At 65.8% G+C, this 19,683-nt stretch carries 20 protein-coding genes; 3 read left to right on the forward strand and 17 right to left on the reverse strand.

Annotated features, from left to right (window positions below; all coding sequences use genetic code 11):
- The coding region (locus V8683_RS28125; RefSeq protein ID WP_462880708.1) for a succinate dehydrogenase iron-sulfur subunit at positions 1-423 on the forward strand (423 nt) is incomplete at its 5' end.
- Between the two features lie 31 nt (positions 424-454).
- Here V8683_RS28125 and V8683_RS28130 read toward each other — a convergent pair.
- The 4 genes from V8683_RS28130 to V8683_RS28145 are packed head-to-tail and all read right to left on the reverse strand — an operon-like array spanning position 455 to position 5,227.
- Positions 455-1,636 carry a lipid-transfer protein gene (locus V8683_RS28130; RefSeq protein WP_411189533.1) on the reverse strand — a complete coding sequence of 394 codons (1,182 nt, stop codon included), beginning with the start codon at positions 1,634-1,636 and terminating at the stop codon, positions 455-457.
- A complete protein-coding gene (locus V8683_RS28135) occupies positions 1,633-3,204 on the reverse strand; it encodes an AMP-binding protein (RefSeq protein ID WP_411189534.1) in 1,572 nt (523 codons plus the stop codon). The genes V8683_RS28130 and V8683_RS28135 overlap by 4 nt, the downstream gene beginning before the upstream one ends.
- Before the next feature lie 51 nt (positions 3,205-3,255).
- The gene (locus V8683_RS28140) at positions 3,256-4,377 is read right to left on the reverse strand and encodes a DUF5938 domain-containing protein (RefSeq protein WP_411189535.1); all 1,122 of its coding nucleotides are present in this window, start codon (positions 4,375-4,377) and stop codon (positions 3,256-3,258) included.
- A 46-nt stretch (positions 4,378-4,423) separates the two neighbouring features.
- Positions 4,424-5,227: an SDR family NAD(P)-dependent oxidoreductase gene (locus V8683_RS28145; protein ID WP_411189536.1), complete on the reverse strand. Its 804-nt coding sequence runs from the start codon at positions 5,225-5,227 to the stop codon at positions 4,424-4,426.
- Positions 5,228-5,485: 258 nt separating this feature from the next.
- On the opposite strand from V8683_RS28145, the gene V8683_RS28150 reads away from it, so the two are divergent.
- Entirely contained in the window at positions 5,486-6,133 is a 648-nt protein-coding gene (locus V8683_RS28150) for a TetR/AcrR family transcriptional regulator (RefSeq protein ID WP_411189537.1), read from the forward strand.
- A gap of 48 nt (positions 6,134-6,181) precedes the next feature.
- On the opposite strand, the gene pdxA is transcribed toward V8683_RS28150, so the two are convergent.
- Genes pdxA through V8683_RS28165 form a run of 3 tightly spaced genes read right to left on the reverse strand, consistent with a single transcriptional unit; the run spans position 6,182 to position 9,488 of the window.
- Positions 6,182-7,183 carry a 4-hydroxythreonine-4-phosphate dehydrogenase PdxA gene (gene pdxA, locus V8683_RS28155; RefSeq protein WP_411189538.1) on the reverse strand — a complete coding sequence of 334 codons (1,002 nt, stop codon included), beginning with the start codon at positions 7,181-7,183 and terminating at the stop codon, positions 6,182-6,184.
- Positions 7,180-8,499 carry a four-carbon acid sugar kinase family protein gene (locus V8683_RS28160; RefSeq protein ID WP_411189539.1) on the reverse strand — a complete coding sequence of 440 codons (1,320 nt, stop codon included), beginning with the start codon at positions 8,497-8,499 and terminating at the stop codon, positions 7,180-7,182. Before V8683_RS28160 ends, pdxA begins: the two co-directional genes overlap by 4 nt.
- Positions 8,496-9,488, reverse strand: a complete 993-nt coding sequence (locus V8683_RS28165) for a 2-keto-3-deoxygluconate permease (RefSeq protein WP_411189540.1) — start codon at positions 9,486-9,488, stop codon at positions 8,496-8,498. The genes V8683_RS28160 and V8683_RS28165 overlap by 4 nt, the downstream gene beginning before the upstream one ends.
- Before the next feature lie 285 nt (positions 9,489-9,773).
- On the opposite strand from V8683_RS28165, the gene V8683_RS28170 reads away from it, so the two are divergent.
- Positions 9,774-10,541, forward strand: a complete 768-nt coding sequence (locus V8683_RS28170) for a DeoR/GlpR family DNA-binding transcription regulator (protein ID WP_411190539.1) — start codon at positions 9,774-9,776, stop codon at positions 10,539-10,541.
- On the opposite strand, the gene V8683_RS28175 is transcribed toward V8683_RS28170, so the two are convergent.
- From V8683_RS28175 to uriH, 10 genes are all read right to left on the reverse strand, one after another.
- A complete protein-coding gene (locus V8683_RS28175; protein WP_411189541.1) occupies positions 10,516-11,037 on the reverse strand; it encodes a DoxX family protein in 522 nt (173 codons plus the stop codon). The two genes, V8683_RS28170 and V8683_RS28175, sit on opposite strands and share 26 nt — an antisense overlap.
- Before the next feature lie 266 nt (positions 11,038-11,303).
- Complete coding sequence (locus V8683_RS28180; protein WP_411189542.1) at positions 11,304-11,690, reverse strand: potassium channel family protein; 387 nt, start codon at positions 11,688-11,690, stop codon at positions 11,304-11,306.
- A 4-nt stretch (positions 11,691-11,694) separates the two neighbouring features.
- Positions 11,695-12,492, reverse strand: a complete 798-nt coding sequence (locus tag V8683_RS28185) for a c-type cytochrome (RefSeq protein ID WP_411189543.1) — start codon at positions 12,490-12,492, stop codon at positions 11,695-11,697.
- Positions 12,489-14,111: a b(o/a)3-type cytochrome-c oxidase subunit 1 gene (locus tag V8683_RS28190; RefSeq protein ID WP_411189544.1), complete on the reverse strand. Its 1,623-nt coding sequence runs from the start codon at positions 14,109-14,111 to the stop codon at positions 12,489-12,491. The genes V8683_RS28185 and V8683_RS28190 overlap by 4 nt, the downstream gene beginning before the upstream one ends.
- Positions 14,101-14,670 carry a cupredoxin domain-containing protein gene (locus V8683_RS28195; RefSeq protein WP_411189545.1) on the reverse strand — a complete coding sequence of 190 codons (570 nt, stop codon included), beginning with the start codon at positions 14,668-14,670 and terminating at the stop codon, positions 14,101-14,103. The genes V8683_RS28190 and V8683_RS28195 overlap by 11 nt, the downstream gene beginning before the upstream one ends.
- 17 nt (positions 14,671-14,687) lie before the next feature.
- Entirely contained in the window at positions 14,688-14,879 is a 192-nt protein-coding gene (locus V8683_RS28200) for a hypothetical protein (RefSeq protein ID WP_411189546.1), read from the reverse strand.
- Positions 14,880-14,886: 7 nt separating this feature from the next.
- Complete coding sequence (locus V8683_RS28205) at positions 14,887-16,200, reverse strand: c-type cytochrome (protein WP_411189547.1); 1,314 nt, start codon at positions 16,198-16,200, stop codon at positions 14,887-14,889.
- Positions 16,201-16,213: 13 nt separating this feature from the next.
- Positions 16,214-16,825, reverse strand: coding sequence for a c-type cytochrome (locus V8683_RS28210; protein WP_411190540.1), 612 nt, complete (start codon positions 16,823-16,825; stop codon positions 16,214-16,216).
- 402 nt (positions 16,826-17,227) lie between these two features.
- Entirely contained in the window at positions 17,228-18,658 is a 1,431-nt protein-coding gene (gene uriT, locus V8683_RS28215) for a uridine transporter UriT (RefSeq protein ID WP_411189548.1), read from the reverse strand.
- The gene (gene uriH / locus V8683_RS28220; protein ID WP_411189549.1) at positions 18,655-19,611 is read right to left on the reverse strand and encodes a uridine-preferring nucleoside hydrolase UriH; all 957 of its coding nucleotides are present in this window, start codon (positions 19,609-19,611) and stop codon (positions 18,655-18,657) included. Before uriH ends, uriT begins: the two co-directional genes overlap by 4 nt.
- Positions 19,612-19,683: the final 72 nt, after the last annotated feature.

Consider the following 19,683-nt stretch of genomic DNA (forward strand, 5'->3'; position numbering starts at 1 on the left):
CCGGTGGTGCGCGACCTGATCTGCGACTTCACGCAGTTCTTCAACCAGTACCACTCGATCAAGCCGTACCTGATCAACGACACGCCGCCGCCGGAGAAGGAGCGCCTGCAGTCGCCCGAGCAGCGCGACGAACTGGACGGCCTGTACGAGTGTATTCTGTGTGCGAGCTGCTCGACGTCGTGCCCGAGCTTCTGGTGGAACCCGGACAAGTTCGTGGGCCCGGCGGGCCTGCTGCAGGCGTACCGCTTCATCGCGGACAGCCGCGACGAGGCCACGGGCGATCGTCTGGACAACCTGGAAGATCCGTACCGCCTGTTCCGCTGCCACACGATCATGAACTGCGTCGATGTTTGCCCGAAGGGTTTGAACCCCACCAAGGCGATCGGCAAGATCAAGGAACTGATGGTGCGCCGCGCGGTTTGAGGCGGCGTTCCCTCAACGCTCAGTCCCGTCCTCAGCCTCGCCGATAAAGCGTCACGACGCACGCGCCGCCCAGCCCGATATTGTGCTGAAGCCCCACGCGTGCGCCATCGACCTGCCTCGGCCCCGCCGTTCCGCGCAACTGCCAGACCAGTTCGGCGCACTGGGCGAGTCCGGTGGCGCCGAGCGGGTGCCCTTTCGATAGCAGTCCTCCCGATGGATTGGTGACGACCCTGCCGCCGTACGTGTTGTCGCGCTCGCGCACGAATCGCTCCGCGCCTCCTTCCGGGCACAGTCCGAGCGCCTCGTAGCTGATCAGTTCGTTGCTCGTGAAACAATCGTGCAGCTCGACGAGGTCGAGATCTTCCGGCCCGATACCGGCCGACTCGTAGACCTGCCGGGCCGCCGCCGCCGACATGTCGTAGCCGACCATGCGCATCATCGAAGCCGGCGCGAAACTGCCCGGATAATCGGTCGTCATCGCCTGCGCGGCAATGTAGACGGCGTCGGACTTGCCATGGCGCTTCGCGAATTCATCCGAACACAGCACGGCAGCGCCTGCGCCGCAGGTCGGCGGACAGCACTGGAGGCGCGTCAGCGGATCGAACACTGCGTCCGAGCCCATCACCTGCGCGAGATCCAGCGGATCGCGAAACAGCGCAAACGGATTGTGCGCCGCATGCTCGCGCGCCTTCACCGAGATCATGCCGAACGTCTCCTTCTTCGCGCCGTAACGTTCAATATATTCGCGGCCCGCGCCGCCGAACATGCGCGCCGCGAGCGGCGCGGGCGACTCGCCCATCAATGCGTCGGCAACGCCGACGTGCAGCCCGAGCGGGGAGGCACGATCGTCGAACCGGGTCGTGAGCGCGCCCTTCGCCATCTGCTCGAAACCCAGCGCCAGCACGCACTCGGCCGCGCCGCTCTCGATCGCCTGCCGGGCCAGCCAGAGCGCGGTCGATCCCGTCGAGCAATTGTTGTTGACGTTGACGACCGGCACACCCGTCATGCCGATCTCGTAGACGGCGCGCTGCCCGCAGGTCGAATCGCCGTAGACGTATCCCGCGTACACCTGCTCGACGGCTTCATAGGGGATGCCGGCATCGTCCAGCGCCACGCGCGCGACGTTGGCCGCCATCTGGTAATACTGCGGACTCGCGCCCGGCTTCGTGAACGGGGTCATGCCGACACCCATGACATTGACGCGACGATTCATGCTTCCCTCCCTCGGAGTTGACCCGCTTCATCGCGCACTACAGCGTCGCGCAATCGTTCTTTCACGTCCGGCTTCGACACCTTGCCGACCTTCGAGCGCGGCAGGTCCGGCCACACCTCGATCTGCTTGGGCGTCTTGACGCTACCGATACGCTGCTTCACGAACGCCGTCAACGCCGCGACGTCGACGCGCCTGCCTTCGCGCGGCTGCACGACCGCCACGACGCGCTCGCCCCACTTCTCGTCGGGCACGCCGATCACCGCGCAATCGCGTACGTCGGCATGCGCCAGCAGCGCCTGTTCGACTTCGATCGAATAGACGTTGAATCCGCCCGTGATGATCATGTCTTTCGCGCGGTCGACGATGTACAGAAAGTTGTCCTCGTCGAGATAGCCGATGTCGCCCGTATGGTGCCAGCCGAACGCGGAGGCTGCCGCCGTCGCGTCCGGGTTGCGGTAATAGCCGGCCATCACGAGCGAGCCGCGCACGACGATCTCGCCGCGCTCGCCGGCGGCGAGCAGGCGTCCTTCGCCATCCATGATGCCCACTTCGACGAGCGGCGTCGGCCGCCCCGCCGACGACAGGCGCTCGACCGCGATCGATCCGTCCGGCCGGTAATGGTCTTTGGGCGCGAGCGTCGACACCATCATCGGCGCCTCCGTCTGGCCGAAGAGTTGCGCCATCGGACCGATTTTCACGAGTGCCTCGGCCAGCCGCTCGACCGAGATCGGCGCCGCCCCGTACCAGAAGCATTGCAGCGAAGCGAGATCCGTTTCCGGCAACCGCGGGTGATCGAGCAGCATGTAAATGACGGTTGGCGGCAGGAAGGTATGCGTGACGTGCTCCCGCTCGATCGCGGCGAGAAAGGCCCCGACATCGGCGTGCCGCATCACGACGATCCGGCCGCCGAGCGTCATGATCGGCAGGCACAGCACGCCGGCCGCATGCGTAAGCGGGGCGAACGCGAGATAGACGGGGCGCCCCTCGAACGGATAGCTCATCAGCGTGAGCGCCGTCATCGCCTCCAGGTTGCGGCCGGACAGCATCACGCCTTTCGGCACGCCGGTCGTGCCCCCGGTGCCGGGCAGCATCACGAGATCGTCCACCGGCTCGCGCTCGAAGAACGTATCCGGCACGCCCGTGAGCCAGTCGGCAAGACGCGGCGCGAACGGCTGCGCCACGTCGAGGCAAACCACGACGCTTAGCGCCGGCAGATCGGGCAGCATCTTGCGCACCATCTCCGCATACGCGCTATGGAATATCAGCACGCGGCAATCGAAGGCAGCGAGCAGGAAGCGGTTCTCGGCGACCTCGTTACGCGGATTGATCGGGCACCAGACGTTGCCCGCGCGGGAAATGCCGAACACGCACGCAAACGCGACGGGATCGTTGCTGGACAGAATCGCCACCTTCTCGCCGGTGGAGACGCCGGCAAGGGCGAGCCTTTGCGCGAGACGCCAGCTGAGACGCTGCACCTGCGCGTAGGTGAGCGTCTCGTCGTCCGCAACGAGGCAGGGTCGGTCGGCGCCAAGCGACGCGCCCTTGTCGAGATACTGGGTCAAACGCATGACGGCTCCCTGCGCAATGGACAAGAACAGGCGTAAAGCGAACGCGGAGCGTCAGTCGTGAACGGTGAGGACAGGTTTCATCACCAGCCCGAAGCTGCGCAACTGGCCGAGCAGCGTGCGATGTCCGAATGCCTGGCATCCCGAAGCGAATCCCACCCGCTGCGGCGGCGCTTGCAGCAGCGAGAACGCCGCATACGCCTGCAGCAGCCCCGTCTGCTTGTAGTTGCAGATGCCGTGGATCACACAGTGCGCGCGGCCGAGCGGCCCCGAGGCGTACACCGAATCGATCGTTGTGTTCAGGCGTGGGTTCTCGCGCGGCGGCATGTTCGCCTGCATGCTGCTCGCAATCTCGGCCAGCGCGACCTCCTGCTGATCCGGCGGCAGCGGACGAATCTTCTCCTCGAACATCTGCTGCGTTTGCCGCACGCCTTCCATCACCGCGCGCGCCATCACGCCGCCCACCGCGCGGCAGTTCGACACGCGCGGATCGTCCTTGAACCACACCGGATGCGCGGTGCCGCCCCACGGCACGGCGATTGCCGTGTCGTGCTGCCCCGGCACCTGCACTTCGAGATGCGCGGTCGGCTCCCAGGCGACGTATTGGTTCTGTTCGAGGTAATACCAGGTGGCTTTCAGGATCGTGAAGATCGTCTGGGTCGATGCGTAGGTGGGGAAACCCTTCCACAGCACCAGAATGTCGAGCGTATCGAGTCCAGGGGTCTCCAGGCAGAGATTGGCTGCGATTTCCCCCGTCGTATACATCTGCGCGATGTTCGGCGCGAGCAGCAGCTCCTTCTTTGCGAATGCCTCACCCCAGCGCTCCTTCGCGTGCAGCACCCAGTCCTGCTCGCCCGTCGTGTCCGAATAGTGGCAGCCGGCCGCGAGGCAGGCCTCGACCACTTCCGATCCATACTTGATGAACGGCCCCACCATGTTGCTGACGAACTTCGCACCCTTGAACAGTTCCGTTAGCGCGCCAACCGAATGCTCCACCTCGACAACCTCGTAATTCGCGGTCTCGATACCGGGAATGCGCGCGACCACGTCCTCCACGCGCTTCTTGTCGCGCCCGGCCGCGATGAACGGCACGTTGTATTCGCGCAGGTATTCGCACACGAGGCGGCCGGTATAGCCCGACACGCCGTACACCACCACTGGCTTCTTCGCACCCATGAACTGACTCCCTCTCTGGAAACTGGACGGCCGCGTGCGGCGGCGCTCACATACCCATGCCGCCGTCGACCGGCAAGCCGGCGCCGGTGATGAAGCGGGCTTCTTCGGTACAGAGGAACACGATCGCGTCGCTGATTTCGTCGACGGTGGCGAGGCGATTGAGCGGCGTTTGGCCGACCACGGCGCCGACCGCCGCGTCGATGTCGGGCGCGAGTCCGTTGGCGACGATGTCGGTCGCGAGCTTCATGCCCATTTCGGTCGGCGTGAGGCCCGGATAGACGCAATTGACGCGAATGCCATAGCCCAGCTTGCCCGCCTCCATCGCCGCAACGCGGGTCATCCGGTCGACCGCGGACTTGGTCGCGGAATAGCCGGCGATGGCGGGATAAGCAATCGTGGCGGCCACCGACGACACATTGACGATGGCGCCGCCGCGCCCCGCCGCCCCACCCGGGCGCATGGCGCGGAACGCATGCTTGAGCCCAAGGCCGACGCCCACGACATTGATGTCGCACATCCGGCGCAGGTCCTCGGCCTGCAGATCCGCGATCAGCGAGGTGATCTCGATGCCCGCGTTATTGATCAGGATGTCGAAACCACCCAGCTCGCCGACCACCGCGCCCACCGCGCGCTCCCACTGCGCGTCGTCGCGCACGTCGAGCGCCACCGAGCCGGCGCGCGCGCCCGTCTGTGCGAGTTCGCTCGCCGTTCGCGCCGCGAGATCGGTGAGCACATCGCCGATCATCACGGCGGCGCCCGCTTTCGCCAGCGCCTGCGCCACCGCCGCGCCGATACCGCGCGCGCCGCCCGTCACCAGGGCCTTACGCCCGTCCAGCCTGCCATTCGCCATGTCTCCTCCACGCGTCAAAGTTGCGCCGGACAAACCTCGCGATCTGCCGGCCACCGGCAACATCTAACCACTTGTAAAGATTATTTTTAACGCATGGTTGGATTTCTTTATCCACTTGTCAAGATTTTTCTGGACGATTGCCCAATTTTTTCTTGACAGCCGTTTCGCTGCTTCGCACAATGGGTTTGCCTGCCGGCAAGGGCTGCGCGCAATGTGGCGTACCGCGCCGGGCGAACGATCGAAGGGGAAAACAGCAGGATGACGAGGCATCACGACACAGCGACGCCCGCCGCGAGGCCGCGCGCCGCGCGCCCGAGGCGCGATCCGGTCGACAAGTACGAGGCCCGCCGCATTGAACTCGCGGAGGCCGCGCTACAGACGCTCGCCGAGCTGGGCTATGCGAAGACCAGTCTGCGCGAAATTGCGCAGAAGTCCGAGTTCACGCACGCGGTGCTGCACTACTACTTCGAGGACAAGCTCGATCTGATTCGCTGCAGCATCCGGCACTTCAAGGCGCAATGCGCGACGCGCTACGACGTCGTGACGGCTTCGGCGCGCTCGCAGGAGGAACTGATGAACGGCTTCCTCGACAAGCTAGAGGAAACCATTCGCGACGAGCCGAAAATGCACTGCCTCTGGTACGACCTGCGCGCGCAGGCGCTGTTCGAAGAGGCGTTCCGCGACGTCGTGCATGAAATCGACGCGAGTCTGGAGGCGATGGTGTGGCGTGTGGTGAGCCGCTATGCCGAGCTGGGCGGCCGGGAACCGTCAATTACGCGCGGGGCCGCCTATGCCCTGCTCGACGGTCTGTTTCAGAAGCACCTTCTGGCTCACGTATCGAAAGAGCCCAACGCCGTTCCCGATCTGCTCCGGGAAGTTCGGAATCTGCTTCCCGGGCTGGCATAAAGACTGCCTTGTTATTTCGGCAGTCCCAGGCATCTGGCTCTCCACGCGTCAACCGCGCCGCGTCGCCAGTTCGGCGCCTTGACGCAGCGCTTCGAGCAGACTGCGTTCGTCGGCAACACCCTTGCCGGCAATGTCGAACGCCGTGCCGTGATCGACCGAAGTCCGCACGACGTCGAGGCCCACGGTCACGTTGACGCCCGCTTCGAGGCCCAGCACCTTGACCGGGCCATGCCCCTGATCGTGGTACATCGCCACGACGAGATCGAAATCGCCGCGCCCGGCGCGATAGAACAGCGTGTCGGCCGGCAGCGGGCCTTCGATGTCCCAGCCGCGTTCGCGCAGCAACTGCACGGCGGGAACGATCTTCTCCTCCTCTTCGCCATAGCCGAACAGACCGTTTTCACCGGCGTGCGGGTTGATACCGCACACCGCAATACGGGGATTCGCAATCCCGGCCTTCTGCAGCGTCGCATGGCCACGTTCGATGGTGCGCTGGACGAGACCCAGTTCGATCTTGCGGATCGCGTCGATAATGCCGATATGCGTCGTCACGTGAATCACGCGCAGCTTCGGCGCGACCAGCATCATCGACACTTCTTCGATACCGGTCAGGTGCGCCAGCATTTCCGTATGGCCCGGATACTTGTGGCCGCCGGCGTGCAGCGCCTCCTTGTTGAGCGGGGCCGTGCAGATCGCGTCGATCTCGCCCGACTTCGCCAGTTCGACGGCACGCGCGATGAAGCGATACGCCGCATCGCCCGCGACGGGCGACAGCGCGCCGAACGGCAGGTCGTCCGGAATCAGGCCAAGATCGACGCAGTCGATCGTGCCGAACTCGTAACGCGCCTGCGCCGGACTTTCGATGCGCCGCACGCGCGCCTGGCCGCCCACCAGACGGTTGGCCGCGTCGAGGCGCCGCGCGTCGCCGATCACCAGCGGGCGGCACTGTAGATACACGGACTCGTGCATCAGGCTCTTGACGACGATCTCGGGGCCCACGCCGGCGGCGTCGCCCATTGTGATGCCGATCACGGGAAGGTAGTTGCTCATAAAGTCTCGTCCGGTTTCGGATGGCTCGCTGCGCGAGCCGGTGAGGGAGATAAAAAAATTTCGGTATCCGTATTATTTTCCTGACCGCGCAAATGCCGGTAGGCACCGTACAACGCATGCTCGCTGCCGAATGCGCCGGCCTTGGTCACGACCGTGAGGTGCGCATGGGCGTGCGGCCGCGCGACCGCGACGCCGGGCTCGATCTCGCCCAGCAGTTGCAGGCTGTCGATGCCCGCAGTGGCGAGCATCGCGCGCGCGGTCTCCCCACCGGTTGCAATCAGTCCGCCGAGATGCGCGAAGAACGGATGCGCGAGCGCGGCCAGCGCCATCGACAGTTGCGCGCCTTCGGCCGGGTCGAATGCCTCGTCGCGACCGATGCGCAGCAGCAGATCGGCACGCCCGGCGAGGTGTGCGCCAATGCGCGCCTGCCACTGCGTCCAATGCGGATGCCGCGCGCCCGCGCGCAGCACGGCAGGCGGCACAACCACTTCGCCGATCCCGGTATGCTCGCGCAGCAGCGCGCATTGACGGGCCGAAACCGTCGCCAGGCTGCCGACCAGGACCAGCACGGCACCTTCGCGGTACGCCGCCGGTTTCCGTTCCGGGTGTTTCCGCCCTGCCTCGCCGAACAGCCCGCTTACCGCTGCGAGCTCACGCGCGAGGCCGCCAGAGCCAACCCAGAACAGCGCGTCGTCGCTGGCGACGGTGGCCTCGGCGAGCGCGCGAAGATCCGCGTCGGTGTGCGCATCGACGATCAGCGCCTGGGCGCCGCTGCGCGCCGCGGCAGAAAGCGCCTCGCTTAGCGCGCGTGGATCGCCGCGCAGGATTTCGACGCCGAGCGTTTCCGCGCGCAGCCCCGCCTCAGCCAGCAGCGCACGAAGGTCGGCCGGGCGCCCGACATGTTCGAGTTGCCAGGTTTCCGTGTTTTCGAGCGGCACGTCCCGCACGAAAACGCGTCCGTCGCGTACCGTGCGCCCGGTTGCCGGGAACGCGGGCGCGACGATCGCGAGCCCCGCGAGTGCCTGCAATGCGGCAACCTCGGCGGCCCAGTTGCCGCGCAAGGTCGAATCGATTTTCTTGTAGAGGCGCCGGCCGCTGCCGCGCTGTGCCTGCCACGCCGCGCTCGTGCAACGCGCCGCGTCATCCGGCGGCAGGCGGCGCGTGTCGGTGTCGATGGCCATCACTTCCGCTGCGCTGCTGCCGCACGCGGCATTCAGCACGACCGAGGTAGCTCGCCCGGCGCTCGCAAAGGCGATTGCGCAATCGGCGGCGCCCGACAGATCGTCGGCAATGATCAGCAGGCCTGACAAACTCACCGCGCCACCCCCGATGCAACCCGTTCACCGGCCTCGCGCTGTGCGATGCGCTTCGCAACCGCCGCCGTCAGTATGGGCGACAGGATGGCCGTGACGACCACGCACGCGGCAACCAGCAGCGTCGCGCTTTTGGCGGCTTCCGCATAAGCCGGATTGGCTGCCGCGATCAGCGCGGGCACGGCGGCGCCATTACCCGCCGTATTGGCCGCGGCCACGCCGGCGACACCCGTGCCGCCCGTCAGTCGGTCCACGATAAACAGCGGAATGCCGGTCACGATCACCACGGCAACGCCTAGCCCGATGCCCAGCAGCCCCGCCTGCCAGACCTTGTGCAGATCGAGGCCGGCGCCCAGCGCCAGCGCGAAGAACGGAATCATCACCGGCACCGCGCGGCCGAGAAAGGCACGCATCTCGCGGTCCAGATTGCCGAGCAGCATGCCGGCCGCGAGCGGCAGGATGCTGCCGACGAGCGTTTGCCACGGAAACGCCGAGAGGCCGGCCACGCCCAGCGTCACCATGGTCAGAAACGGGCCGGATTCGAGCGACATGATCGTGTAGGCGCCGACGTCTTCGGATTTGCCATATTGCCCCATCAAGGCCATGTACAGACCGCCGTTTGTGTCGTTCATCGCGGCGACCACCGCGAGCGTCGAAAGACCGGCGAAGAGTCCCGACGAAACCGGCTGTTCGCCGAGAAAATGCCCCAGCACGACCCCCACCACAATGGCCGAGCCGACCTTCGCGGCGAACAACGCGCCGCCTTTCTTGAGCAGATAGGGCGTGGCCTTGACGTCGATCGCAGCGCCCATGCACACGTAGAACACGGCGAGGATCGGCAGCGCGCCCGTAAACAACGCATTGGTGAAGGAGCCGAAGAACTTCGGCATGCCCGGCACGAAGGTGGCAATCGCGGCGCCAAGCAGTAGCGGAACGATCATCATCCCGCCGGGTATGCGTTCAATGCTGCGTTTGATCGGTAGTTGAGCCATGATGTCTCCTGATTGTAAATGATCGATATATTCATTATTTTGATCGAATCGATCATTCGCAGTGTACGACATCTCCGCAGGCCCGAGCAATCCCTCGCTACCTTTCATCGATTCAGGCTGAAATCCTCCGCCCGGACCGGCAGCCATCGTGGCGATCAGTTTGACCGATTCGGTCAATTTTTCCGCGTGCCGGCGATTGCGATTGCCCGATCGGCCGCTTTGGTTACACTTACGCGCGTTGGCGCGCCGCAGCGCGCCGTCCGGCCAACCGTCAAGTCACCACCCATGAAAGTCACCCACCGCCGCGAAGCGATGCTCAAGGCCGTTCTCTCCGGCATGACCGATGTGGGCGCGCTGTGCGAACACTTCGGGATGTCGGAAGCCACCGTGCGCCGCGATCTCCGCGCCCTCGCGCAGGAACGCCGCATCGTGCGGACCTACGGCGGCGCCGCCGCGGCAATAGGCCTGCACGAGCCCGAGGAGTCCCTGAACAGCCGCAGCGAGAGCTTCCGCGAGGAAAAGGCGGCGATCGCGCGACGCGCGGCCCGCCACGTTTCGGAGGGCGACACGATTTTTCTCGACGGCGGCACGACGACCGCCGCGATGGCGCGCCTCCTTGCCGGCCGCCGCGACATTCACGTGGTGACCAACAATCTGCTGGCCGTCAGTCTTCTCGCGGCGAGTGACGTGCCGCTCACGCTGATCGGCGGCGACCTGCGCGCCAGCAGCATGAGCACGCTCGGGCCGCTGGCGCAGCTCGCACTGAGCCGCGTGACGGTCGACAAGGCATTTCTGGGCGCCGACGGCGTGGTGGCGGGCCGCGGGCTATGCGAAGCCAGCACGGAGCAGGCTTACCTGAAGGAATGCATCGTTCGACAAGCTGCGCAACTGTTCGTGCTGGTCACGTCGAACAAGCTGGACCACGCCAGCCAGCAGCACTGGACGCCGCTGGAGCGCGACTGGACGCTCATTACCGACGTCCCGGCCGATTCGCCGCCGCTCGCCAGCTTTCTGTCGCGCAGCGAAGTCACGATCGAGACAGCGTCGCTCTGATCGTCCGCGCATACCACGGACGTAGCAGCGTATCGACGGCCAGCGGCCCCGAACCGCCCAATACGAGCGTGAGCAATGCTGCGGCGTAAAGCAGATCCGTTTCGTAGCCGGGCGGTCCAAAGCTCGGCACTCCGTTGATCACGTCCATCAGCTTGATCGACGTGAACCCGTACGGCAAATGGACGGTGAGCGTCGCAACCAGCAGCACCACGAGCATCGGCACCGCCACCAGCGGAACGGCAAAGCCGGCCAGCATCATCAGTCCTCCGAACAGTTCGATGACAATGGTTGCCCACGCCATGAAGTGCGGAGCCGGCACGCCGAGCGCATGCAGGATCGTTGCGAAGTGATCAGGATGCTTCACGATCTTCGCGTAGCCGTGCGCCATGAAACCGTAGCCGGTCAAGACTCGTATCGGCAAAGGAGAAAACCGCTGGAATCGGGACGCGAGGTACAACGGATCGACCAGACGGACGATCGAAGGGATCGTTTTCAAGCGCGACTCCCATAGTGCGGGCCGCAGGCTGCGGACAGGATAGGCACCCGGCACGAGCGGTGCGATCCGGGCGAGACACCTGTTAATTCGTGGCGAGCCGCTTTCCGGTTACAACCGGGCGCACTATTTTTGTAACGGCAATCGGGATGACTGACTGCGTGCCCGCGCCGCTGCCCTGCCGCCACGCGTCACGGGTAATCCGAAAACCGCGAGTATCCGGGCAGTCCTGCGCCGGCACGCACGCCGAACGGCAGACGTCCCGTACTTCAGCGCGACAACAGGCCGGCGCGTTGCGCTGCGACCTGAATGCCATACACGGTCGAGCCGGCGATGACGCCCGTCGTCAGGACGCCCAGCATCCCCAGCAAGACCGCGATGATACGGCCGGCGGTAGTGGTCGGCACGACATCCCCGTAGCCGATCGTCAGCGCCGTGACCGCGCAGAAATAGAGCGTTTCTCCCGGTGGCGACGGCGTACGCGTGATCGTGTTGACGGCGCCGCCGACGTAATACATCGCGCTCGACAACGAGCCGAAGATCAGCAGCAGAATGACCAGAAGGCTGCGCAGATGCCAAAGGACCCTGGCAATTTCGGCAACGGCAATACCCGGCGAGATCTTGACGTGAAGGTCGTCTTCGGATCCCTTGTCCATGGAATCAGTGCGTGAGGCCTGCGTACCATGACGCCGCCTCGGCCATCTCCTCGGGCGTCATGTTCTGCGCGATGTTGCGCATCTGGCCGGAGATATCGTTATGCCGCGCGCCCGAGGCAAACGCTTGCAGTTGCGCCTGCGTATAGACCGACGGCAAGCCGTCCAGCCGCGGGCTGCCCGCCTTGGTGTCGATCCCGCCATGGCACACGGCGCATGCAGGGATGTTGCGCAGCGGCGCGCCCTGCGCGACGATCCCGGGCGCGTCCCCCAGATCCGGCCCATGGGGAAGCCGTGGCCCCGGCAACGACGCATAGTAGGCCGCGAGATCGCGCATGTCCTGGTCGCTCAGGTTCGCCGCCATGGGCGACATCACGGCATTCTGGCGGGCTCCGCTCTGGAAGTCCTGCAACTGCTTGTAGATCACGAGCGCGTTCTGGCCTGCGAGATTCGGCGTGTTCGCCCCGCTCACGCCGCGCTCGCCATGACACATCGTGCAGCGCAAAGCGAGCGTCGCGCCGCGGCCGATCGAAAGCGGCGTCGCCCCATCGAGCATCTGCGGCGTGACGGCCACCTTGCTCAACTGCACCTTGGGCGCGACCGGCGTGCCGCCGGCGAGCCAGCTCTGCGGCACCCCCGCGGCGCTGCAGATCGCGTTCCAGATGCCCTGAAACTGCGCGTCAGGCTGCGCCGAGGGAAGCCAGACGAAGCCGACCGCCACCGAGAACACGAACACCGCGGCCGTGCCTCCGACACTCGCCCGGAACCACGGATTGCGCCAGGAGAACAGGCGTTCCTCGTTCATGGCCGCGCTCCTATCGGAATCACGGGCACATCGTTGCCTCTCGCGATCAGTTGGGCGATGGGATAGCCGTAATTGAGCACCGTGAGCGCGACCATCAGCGTGAGCCACAGCGCGAAGCTGTTCAGCGCCACCGGCAAGGTGTGCGGCTCGTGCACCGCCGTGCTGAAGCGGTATTCCTCGGGCGCCGCCGGCTCGCCGCGATGCCCCTGGATCAGGATAACGAAGAACACGATGGCGGAGGCCACCAGGATGAAACCACCGATTGCCGACAAGACGACCGGGAACGCTTGCGCGGCGATGGCCGGATCCGTGTAGTCGTAATAGGCCATGCGCCGCGGCATGCCGAGAATGCCGACCCAATGCCACGGAAACGTCAGCACGATCATGCCGACGAACCACAGCCATAGCTGCAGCCGCATGAGCTTCCAGTTCTTCATCGCGCGGCCCGTGATCTGCGGCCACAGGTCGTAGGCAATGGCGAAGTACATGATGACGATCGCACCCGCGTAAATCAGGTGGAAGTGCCCGGTGATCCACTGCGTGTTGTGGACGGTCTCGTCGAGCTGATAGCTCATGTTGATGAGGCCGCCCGCACCGCCGAAGCCGAGCATCACGAACGACAGCGCGAGCGCCAGCATCTGCGGATTGTCCCAGGGCAGCGCGCCGAGCCAGCCGAAGGCGCCCTTGCCACCGCGCAGGCGCGCGGCGATTTCCACGGAGGCGCAGATCGTGAACACCGTGAGCAGCGTGGGCACCGCCACGAGCGCTGTGAACACGGACTGCAGGAACTTGAAGCCCGAGCCCACCTGCGGATCGGCAAAGAGGTGGTGCATGCCGATCGGCATCGCCACGACGAGAAAGAGGATGAACGAGATGCGCGCCATCGCGTCGCTGTAGAGCCGTCCGCCGATCGCGCGCGGCACGATCGTGTAGTACGCGATATAGGCTGGCATCAGCCAGAAGTAGACGATGGCGTGCAGCGTCCACGAGAAGAACACGCGCGCGAGGCCCGCGTCGATCGTCGTGCGCCAGCCGAAGGCGGCGGGCAGGATCTGGAACAGGATTTCGATGGCGGCGCCCACCGCCGTCCAGCCCCACAGCAGCGAACCCGCGACGCTCGCGAACATCGGCAGCGGCACGGGCTTGCCGGGATTGTCGCGCTTCCAGGCGGCCAGATTCACCGACATCAGCGCCACCCAGATCCACGAGCCCACCACCACGAGCACGACGCCGAGGTAATAGAACACGTTGCCGACCATCGGCGGATAGAACGTGTAGAGCACCGAAGCGAGTCCCAGCGCCACCGTGACCGAGGCCATCACCGCCCCCGCCGCCACGAGCACGAAGCCCGCCCAGGCCCAGTTCGCGCCAACCAGCGCGCGCTTGAGCGAGAGCTCGGTCACGGCGTAGCCGAAACCCATCGCGATGAGCGTCGGAAACACGTAGCCCATCACGGTGCCGTGCTCGGTCACCGAGCGATAGTAGATCTCGGGATCGCGCAGCCACGGATGCAGCGGGCTGCGCACGTACATCTGCCAGGCACCGAGCAACAGGGCCACCCCGAATACGGCAAATGCCAGCCAGAAGTGCGAGAGCACGAGTCGCTTGTTATTTAACACAGCTAAGTCTCCGCGAGGTGGCCGCCATCTGCATGAACGCGTCCCTGTCGATGACCTTCACGTGCGCCCACATCCCCTGGTGCCCGGTGCCGCAGTACTCGTGGCACGGCATCAGGTGGTCGCCGGGCGACGCGAAGGTGGTGCGGAAGGTGGAGATATAGCCGGGCTCCACCATCGAATTGATATTGGTCTGCGTGACGAGAAAACCATGCACCACGTCGGCGCTCGTCGCGCGAAACGTGATCGGCACGCCGGCGGGCACGAGCAGGCATTGCGGCGTGAACGAGTACTGCTGCGCGACGATGCGCACCGTCACCGATCCGTCGGGCTCCACCGCGCTGCCGAGATTGCTCTCGATGAATTCGCCCGATACGTTGAGCGTTTCCGGCTGGATCGTCTCCACGCGCGAAGGCGGCATCATCGACCAGTGCAGTCCCGTGAAGATCACCACCGCGACCGTGCTCGCGATCAGCAGCGACGCAACCAGCGCCCAGCGCCGTTCGACGGTGGCGGCGACTTCTTCGGAACCGTGCGGATCGGGAACGGTGGAGTTCGACATGGAGCCGTATGCCTCGGTTATTGGATGACGCCGCGCGGCAGGAATACGAGGAAGTAGAACGCGTACCAGAGCCCGATCACGATTGCGGTGGCGATGCCGGCCACCGCAATCGCGCCGCGCGGTCCCTGCCGCACGATATCGTCCACGCGCTCCGGTTCGCCGCGCCGTGCCGGATCGTTCGGATCTTCAGGGACGGGGGAATTGATCATCGTGGCCTCAGAAGAGCGGCGCCGAGCGCAGGGTGTTGACTTCCTGCACGGTGACCGGCGTACCGTGATTGCCCCAGGCGGTGCGGATATACGTAACCACGGCGGCGACCTCGACGTCTGAAAGCGACTGCGCAAACGGCGGCATGCCGTACGGCGTCGGGTTCTTCATCGTGCCCGGCGCGTAGCCGCCGTTGAGCACCATCCGGATCGGGTTGACCGACGAAGTCATCTGGATCGACTGGTTGTTCGCGAGCGGCGGGAAATTCGGCGGCTTGCCCCGCCCGTTGTCCGCGTGGCACACCGCGCATTGCGCGCCATAGATTTTTTGACCCAGCGGCGCGAGACTGTTTTTCGCCTCGGTGGTGGTCGCGCTCGGCTGCGCCGTGTCGACTTCGCCGGAATGGGCCGGCAGCGCCTTGAGGTAGACGGCCACCGCCCGCACGTCCTCTTCCGTGAGGTACTGGAAGCTGTCGTAGACAACTTCGGCCATCGGTCCGTAGACCGCGCCGCGATTCGACACGCCGGCGTGCAGCAGGCCGACGATGTCGTCGATGCTCCAGTCGCCAAGGCCCGCTTCCTTGTTCGACGTGAGCGACGGCGCATACCAGTCCTGCATCGGAATCAGGCCGCCCTGGAACTCCTTGGACTTCATATTGCCGCCGAGCGCGTTGATTTCGGTGTGGCACATCGTGCAGTGGCCGAGGCCCTGGACCAGATAGGCACCGCGATTCCATTCGACCGATTGCGTCGGGTCCGGACGGTACTCGCCCGCCCTGAAGAACAGCGTGCGCCAGCCCAGCAGCAACTGCCGCTGGTTGAACGGAAAGCGCAGTTCGTGCGGACGGTTCGGTTGATGGATCGGCGGTGTGGATTGCAGGTAGGCGTAGATCGCATCCGAGTCGGCGCGCGTGACCCGCGTGTAGGCCGTATAAGGCATCGCCGGGTAAAGCAGCGAGCCGTCGCGCGATTTGCCTTCGTGCAGCATGCGGTAGAACTCGTCGGCGGTCCACGCGCCGATGCCGTCTGCCTTGTCGGAGGAAATGTTGGGCGAATAGAGCGTGCCGAAAGGCGTGGCCATGGCGCGGCCGCCGCCAAAGAGCTTGCCGCCGGGGATCGTGTGGCAGGCGATGCAGTCGCCCGCGCGGGCGAGGTACTCGCCGCGCGCAGTCACCTGGGTGTCGTTGCTCGCCGGCGCGGGCGTCTGGGCCTGGGCTTCGGCGCGCGGCATGCCGGACAGCATCAGGACACCGCAGAGCACAACCAGCGCGCCGCACGCCTTGCGGAGGGAAAGCTCGATGCGATTGAGGGTTGCGAGGCACATGGTTGGACCTCGCTCATTCGGGGACGCTGCCGCACGCGAGCGGTAGCGTCGAGGAGCCTGCCGGAGCGGGCGTCGGATTCGTGGGCGCGGGCTGCGAGGCGAGCCACGCGGCGATCGCCGTGATGTCGCGGTCGGACAGGCGCGTGGCGATCTCGTGCATGCAATCGGGGCTCGCCGTGCTGCGCGTGCCATAGCGGAACGCGCCCAGTTGCGCACTGATGTAATCGGCGTGCAGGCCCAGCAAGCCCGGTATCGCGGGCTCCCGGCCCGTCAACGCCGCACCGTGGCAGCTCGTGCAGGCGGGCACGCCGTGCGCCGCTTCGCCGCCGGCCGCAAGCGCCTTGCCGCGTTCGAGCATCGCTGCGTCCACCTTGGCCGTGGCCGGCTGCGGATACGGGGGATGCTCGCTCGCGAAATAGTCGGCGATCTGGTGGAGATAGGCGTCGGGCAGATACGCCAGCAGATAGTTCATGGGCGGATACTTGCGCCGCCCGTCACGGAATGCGATCAGCTGGTTGTAGAGGTAGCCTGCCGGCTTGCCGGCCAGGCGGGGGAAATAGTCGTTGTCGGTACCCTCGCCGTGCGCGCCATGACAGGCTGCGCAACCCATCACGCGAGCCTGCATCGTATCGGGCGCCGCCCCGGTGGCCCCGGCAGCATCGGCGGCCCATGCCGCGCAGCCGAACGGGCTGCAAAGCGGTAGGCCAAGCGCAAGCAACACGGCAATGAACCAGGCAATGCGATGTGTCACCGGCGTCCTCGTTCGGTTTATTGTCGCAGTCTGTCGTCGGAGTGGGCGCTCGCGATGTGCGTCATCGCCATGCGCGCAACGTCATACAGCCGGCACCGCTCGGCGTCCTATAACACTAGCGCCTGAATAATACGTTTTCAAGATGCCAGGTTGCCGCGCACCGGCTCGCAACGAATGAAAACATCGTGGCGACGGCGGCATTCGTCGGCGCGGGTACTGGCGAGACGGGTCGGCAGCGCGCTTCAGAGAGCGCCTCACCCCACCCCGGCTCGCGCACTAGACGGCATTTTGCTCGATCTCGCCGGAAAGCGGACGCGGAATGGCGAACGAAGCTACCAGGGCTGCGCCCGTGATCGCGGCGCCAAGCAGCATGCCCGAAGAATAGCCCGCCGTCGAGGTAGCAGGTGCGTTGACTGCCACCTGAATGGCCGGCAGCGCCGCAAAACTCAAGCCGGCGCCAAGATTGAAAGCGCCTGCGTTGAGTCCCGGCAGGAAGCCGGGGTTTTGCGGCGGCGAGAGAACGATGCCCAATCCATTGAGCATGATGTTGGCCGTGCCGGCGTACATGATCCCGAGCAGCACGGTCATCGCGATCAACACCGCAAGGGAGTGCACGCCGGCGAACGCCATCACGACCAGCGCTACGACGCTCCCGGCCAGCCCGAGCCGCAGTATCCGGCGATAGCCCAAGGTCGGCGCAAACCGCCCCGCAAGCGGCCCCATGGCCCATCCGACCAGCGCGTACGGGACGAGAAACGCGAGCGACGTCACGGCCGGCGCCATGCCAAAGCCTGCGTTGGCATTCTGCGCGATCGAGGGCACCAGCCCGTTTGCCACCGCGAATACGCCGGTCATCGTCAGCAGCGTCGTCAGCAGAAGCGCCCACGTCTCCCGGCGTCGCAGCAGCGGCGTCGGAATGAGCGGTTCGGCCACGCGGTTCTCGACACTCCAGAAGACGGCGAACGCGGCGATGGCAACACAGAAAGAGAGGCCGACCAGAAGCCAGTTCGCCGACGCGAGCTTGCCCGCTTCGTTGAGCCCGAGCAGCAGCGCAGCCAGGGTGATCACCAGCGGGAAGACGCCCTTCCAGTCCATTCGCACCCCTTGCGATGGCCGCGACTCCACGCCCCACGCCATGAGCATGAGCACCGCAATGACCGTGACGACCGCAATAGTCAGGAATACAGATCGAAAACCGAAGGCGCCGGCAAGCCAGCCCCCGGCGATCGCGTCGACGCCGGCGATGCCGCCGTTCACGGCCGTGAGGACGCCCATCGCCACGCCGTATTTGCGCGGGTCGTCGATCTCGGCGCGCAGCATCAGCAGGCAGATGGGCACCACCGGCCCCGTGACGCCCTGGATGATGCGGCCGGCAAAAAGCGTCTCCACGTTCGTCGCCAGTGCCGCGACAATGCTGCCCACCAGCATCACGAGCAGCATGCCCAGCAGGACGCGCTTGCGTCCGACGATGTCGCTGAGCCGGGGCAGAAACAACGAGAAGAGCGCCGCAACGGCGAAGAACAGCGTCTGCGAAAGACCGATCGTTGCTTCGTCGGTCCGCAACTCATGCGCCATGGTCACGAGGACGGGACTGAGCATGCTCGCGTTGAGCTGGAATGCGATGCACGCAGCCAGCAGGGCCGCCGTCAGTCCGGCAATGCGCGCCGGGCGGCCAGCCGCTACGCTCGAAGAGGGCCGGGTGTTCATGCCGCGGCTCCTTCGGGCTCGCCGATGCGCTCCAGCGCGTCGATCACGAGCCCCCAGAAACGGTCGCTATCCAGTTCCATCGCCGCCCACGTTTTGCAGTCCTCAGGAGCGGCGCGCCGGAAGTCGGCGACCGTCATGCCGGTCGTGAACTCCCCCCGCAGTTCGATGGCGATCGGCACGCGCACGGCACGCACGATGGTCGGGTCGATCACGTGCGCGACCGCGCAGGGATCGTGCACCGGCGGGCTGTCGAACCCCATCACGTCCGAATAGGTTTGCCCGAAGTATTCGAGCAGCTCGCCCACGAAGCGCGCCGGCGTCGTGCCGATCGCCGCGATGCGCTGCGCGACGGCCGGCGTGGCCAGCGCCTGATGGGTGGCGTCGAGTCCGACCATGACCACCTTCCAGCCGGCGCGAAAGACGATGTCGGCCGCCTCCGGGTCGATGAAGACGTTGAACTCCGCAACCGGGCTCCAGTTGCCGGCGTGCACCGCGCCGCCCATCAGCACCACCTGCTTCACCCGCTCGACGATGCGCGGCTCCTTGCGCACCGCGAGAGCGATGTTGGTGAGCGCCCCGGTCGGGACGAGGGTGATCGTGCCGGGCTCGCTCGCCATCACCGTCTCCACGATCAGGTCCACCGCGTGGCGCGGATCGAGCGCAAAAGCCGGCGCGGGCAGTTGCGGGCCGTCCATGCCCGTCTCCCCGTGGATGCTGGGCGCCGTTTCCACCTCGCGCACCAGCGGCCGGTCGGCGCCGGCGGCAAACGGCACGCCCACGATGCCCGCCATGCGCGCCACGCCGAGAGCATTGCGCGTCACCTTCTCCAGCGTCTGATTGCCGGCGACGGTCGTGACCGCCGCCAGATGGATGCTCGGGTTGCCATGAGCCAGCATGATGGCGATCGCGTCGTCATGCCCCGGATCGCAGTCGAGGATAATCGTCTCAGCCATGTCGTTTCCTTTTCGATGTACCGTGTGCCGATGTACGTCAAGCGCTTGACATCGTAGACGTAAAGCGCTTGA

It is taken from the genome of Paraburkholderia sp. AV2, assembly GCF_054968425.1.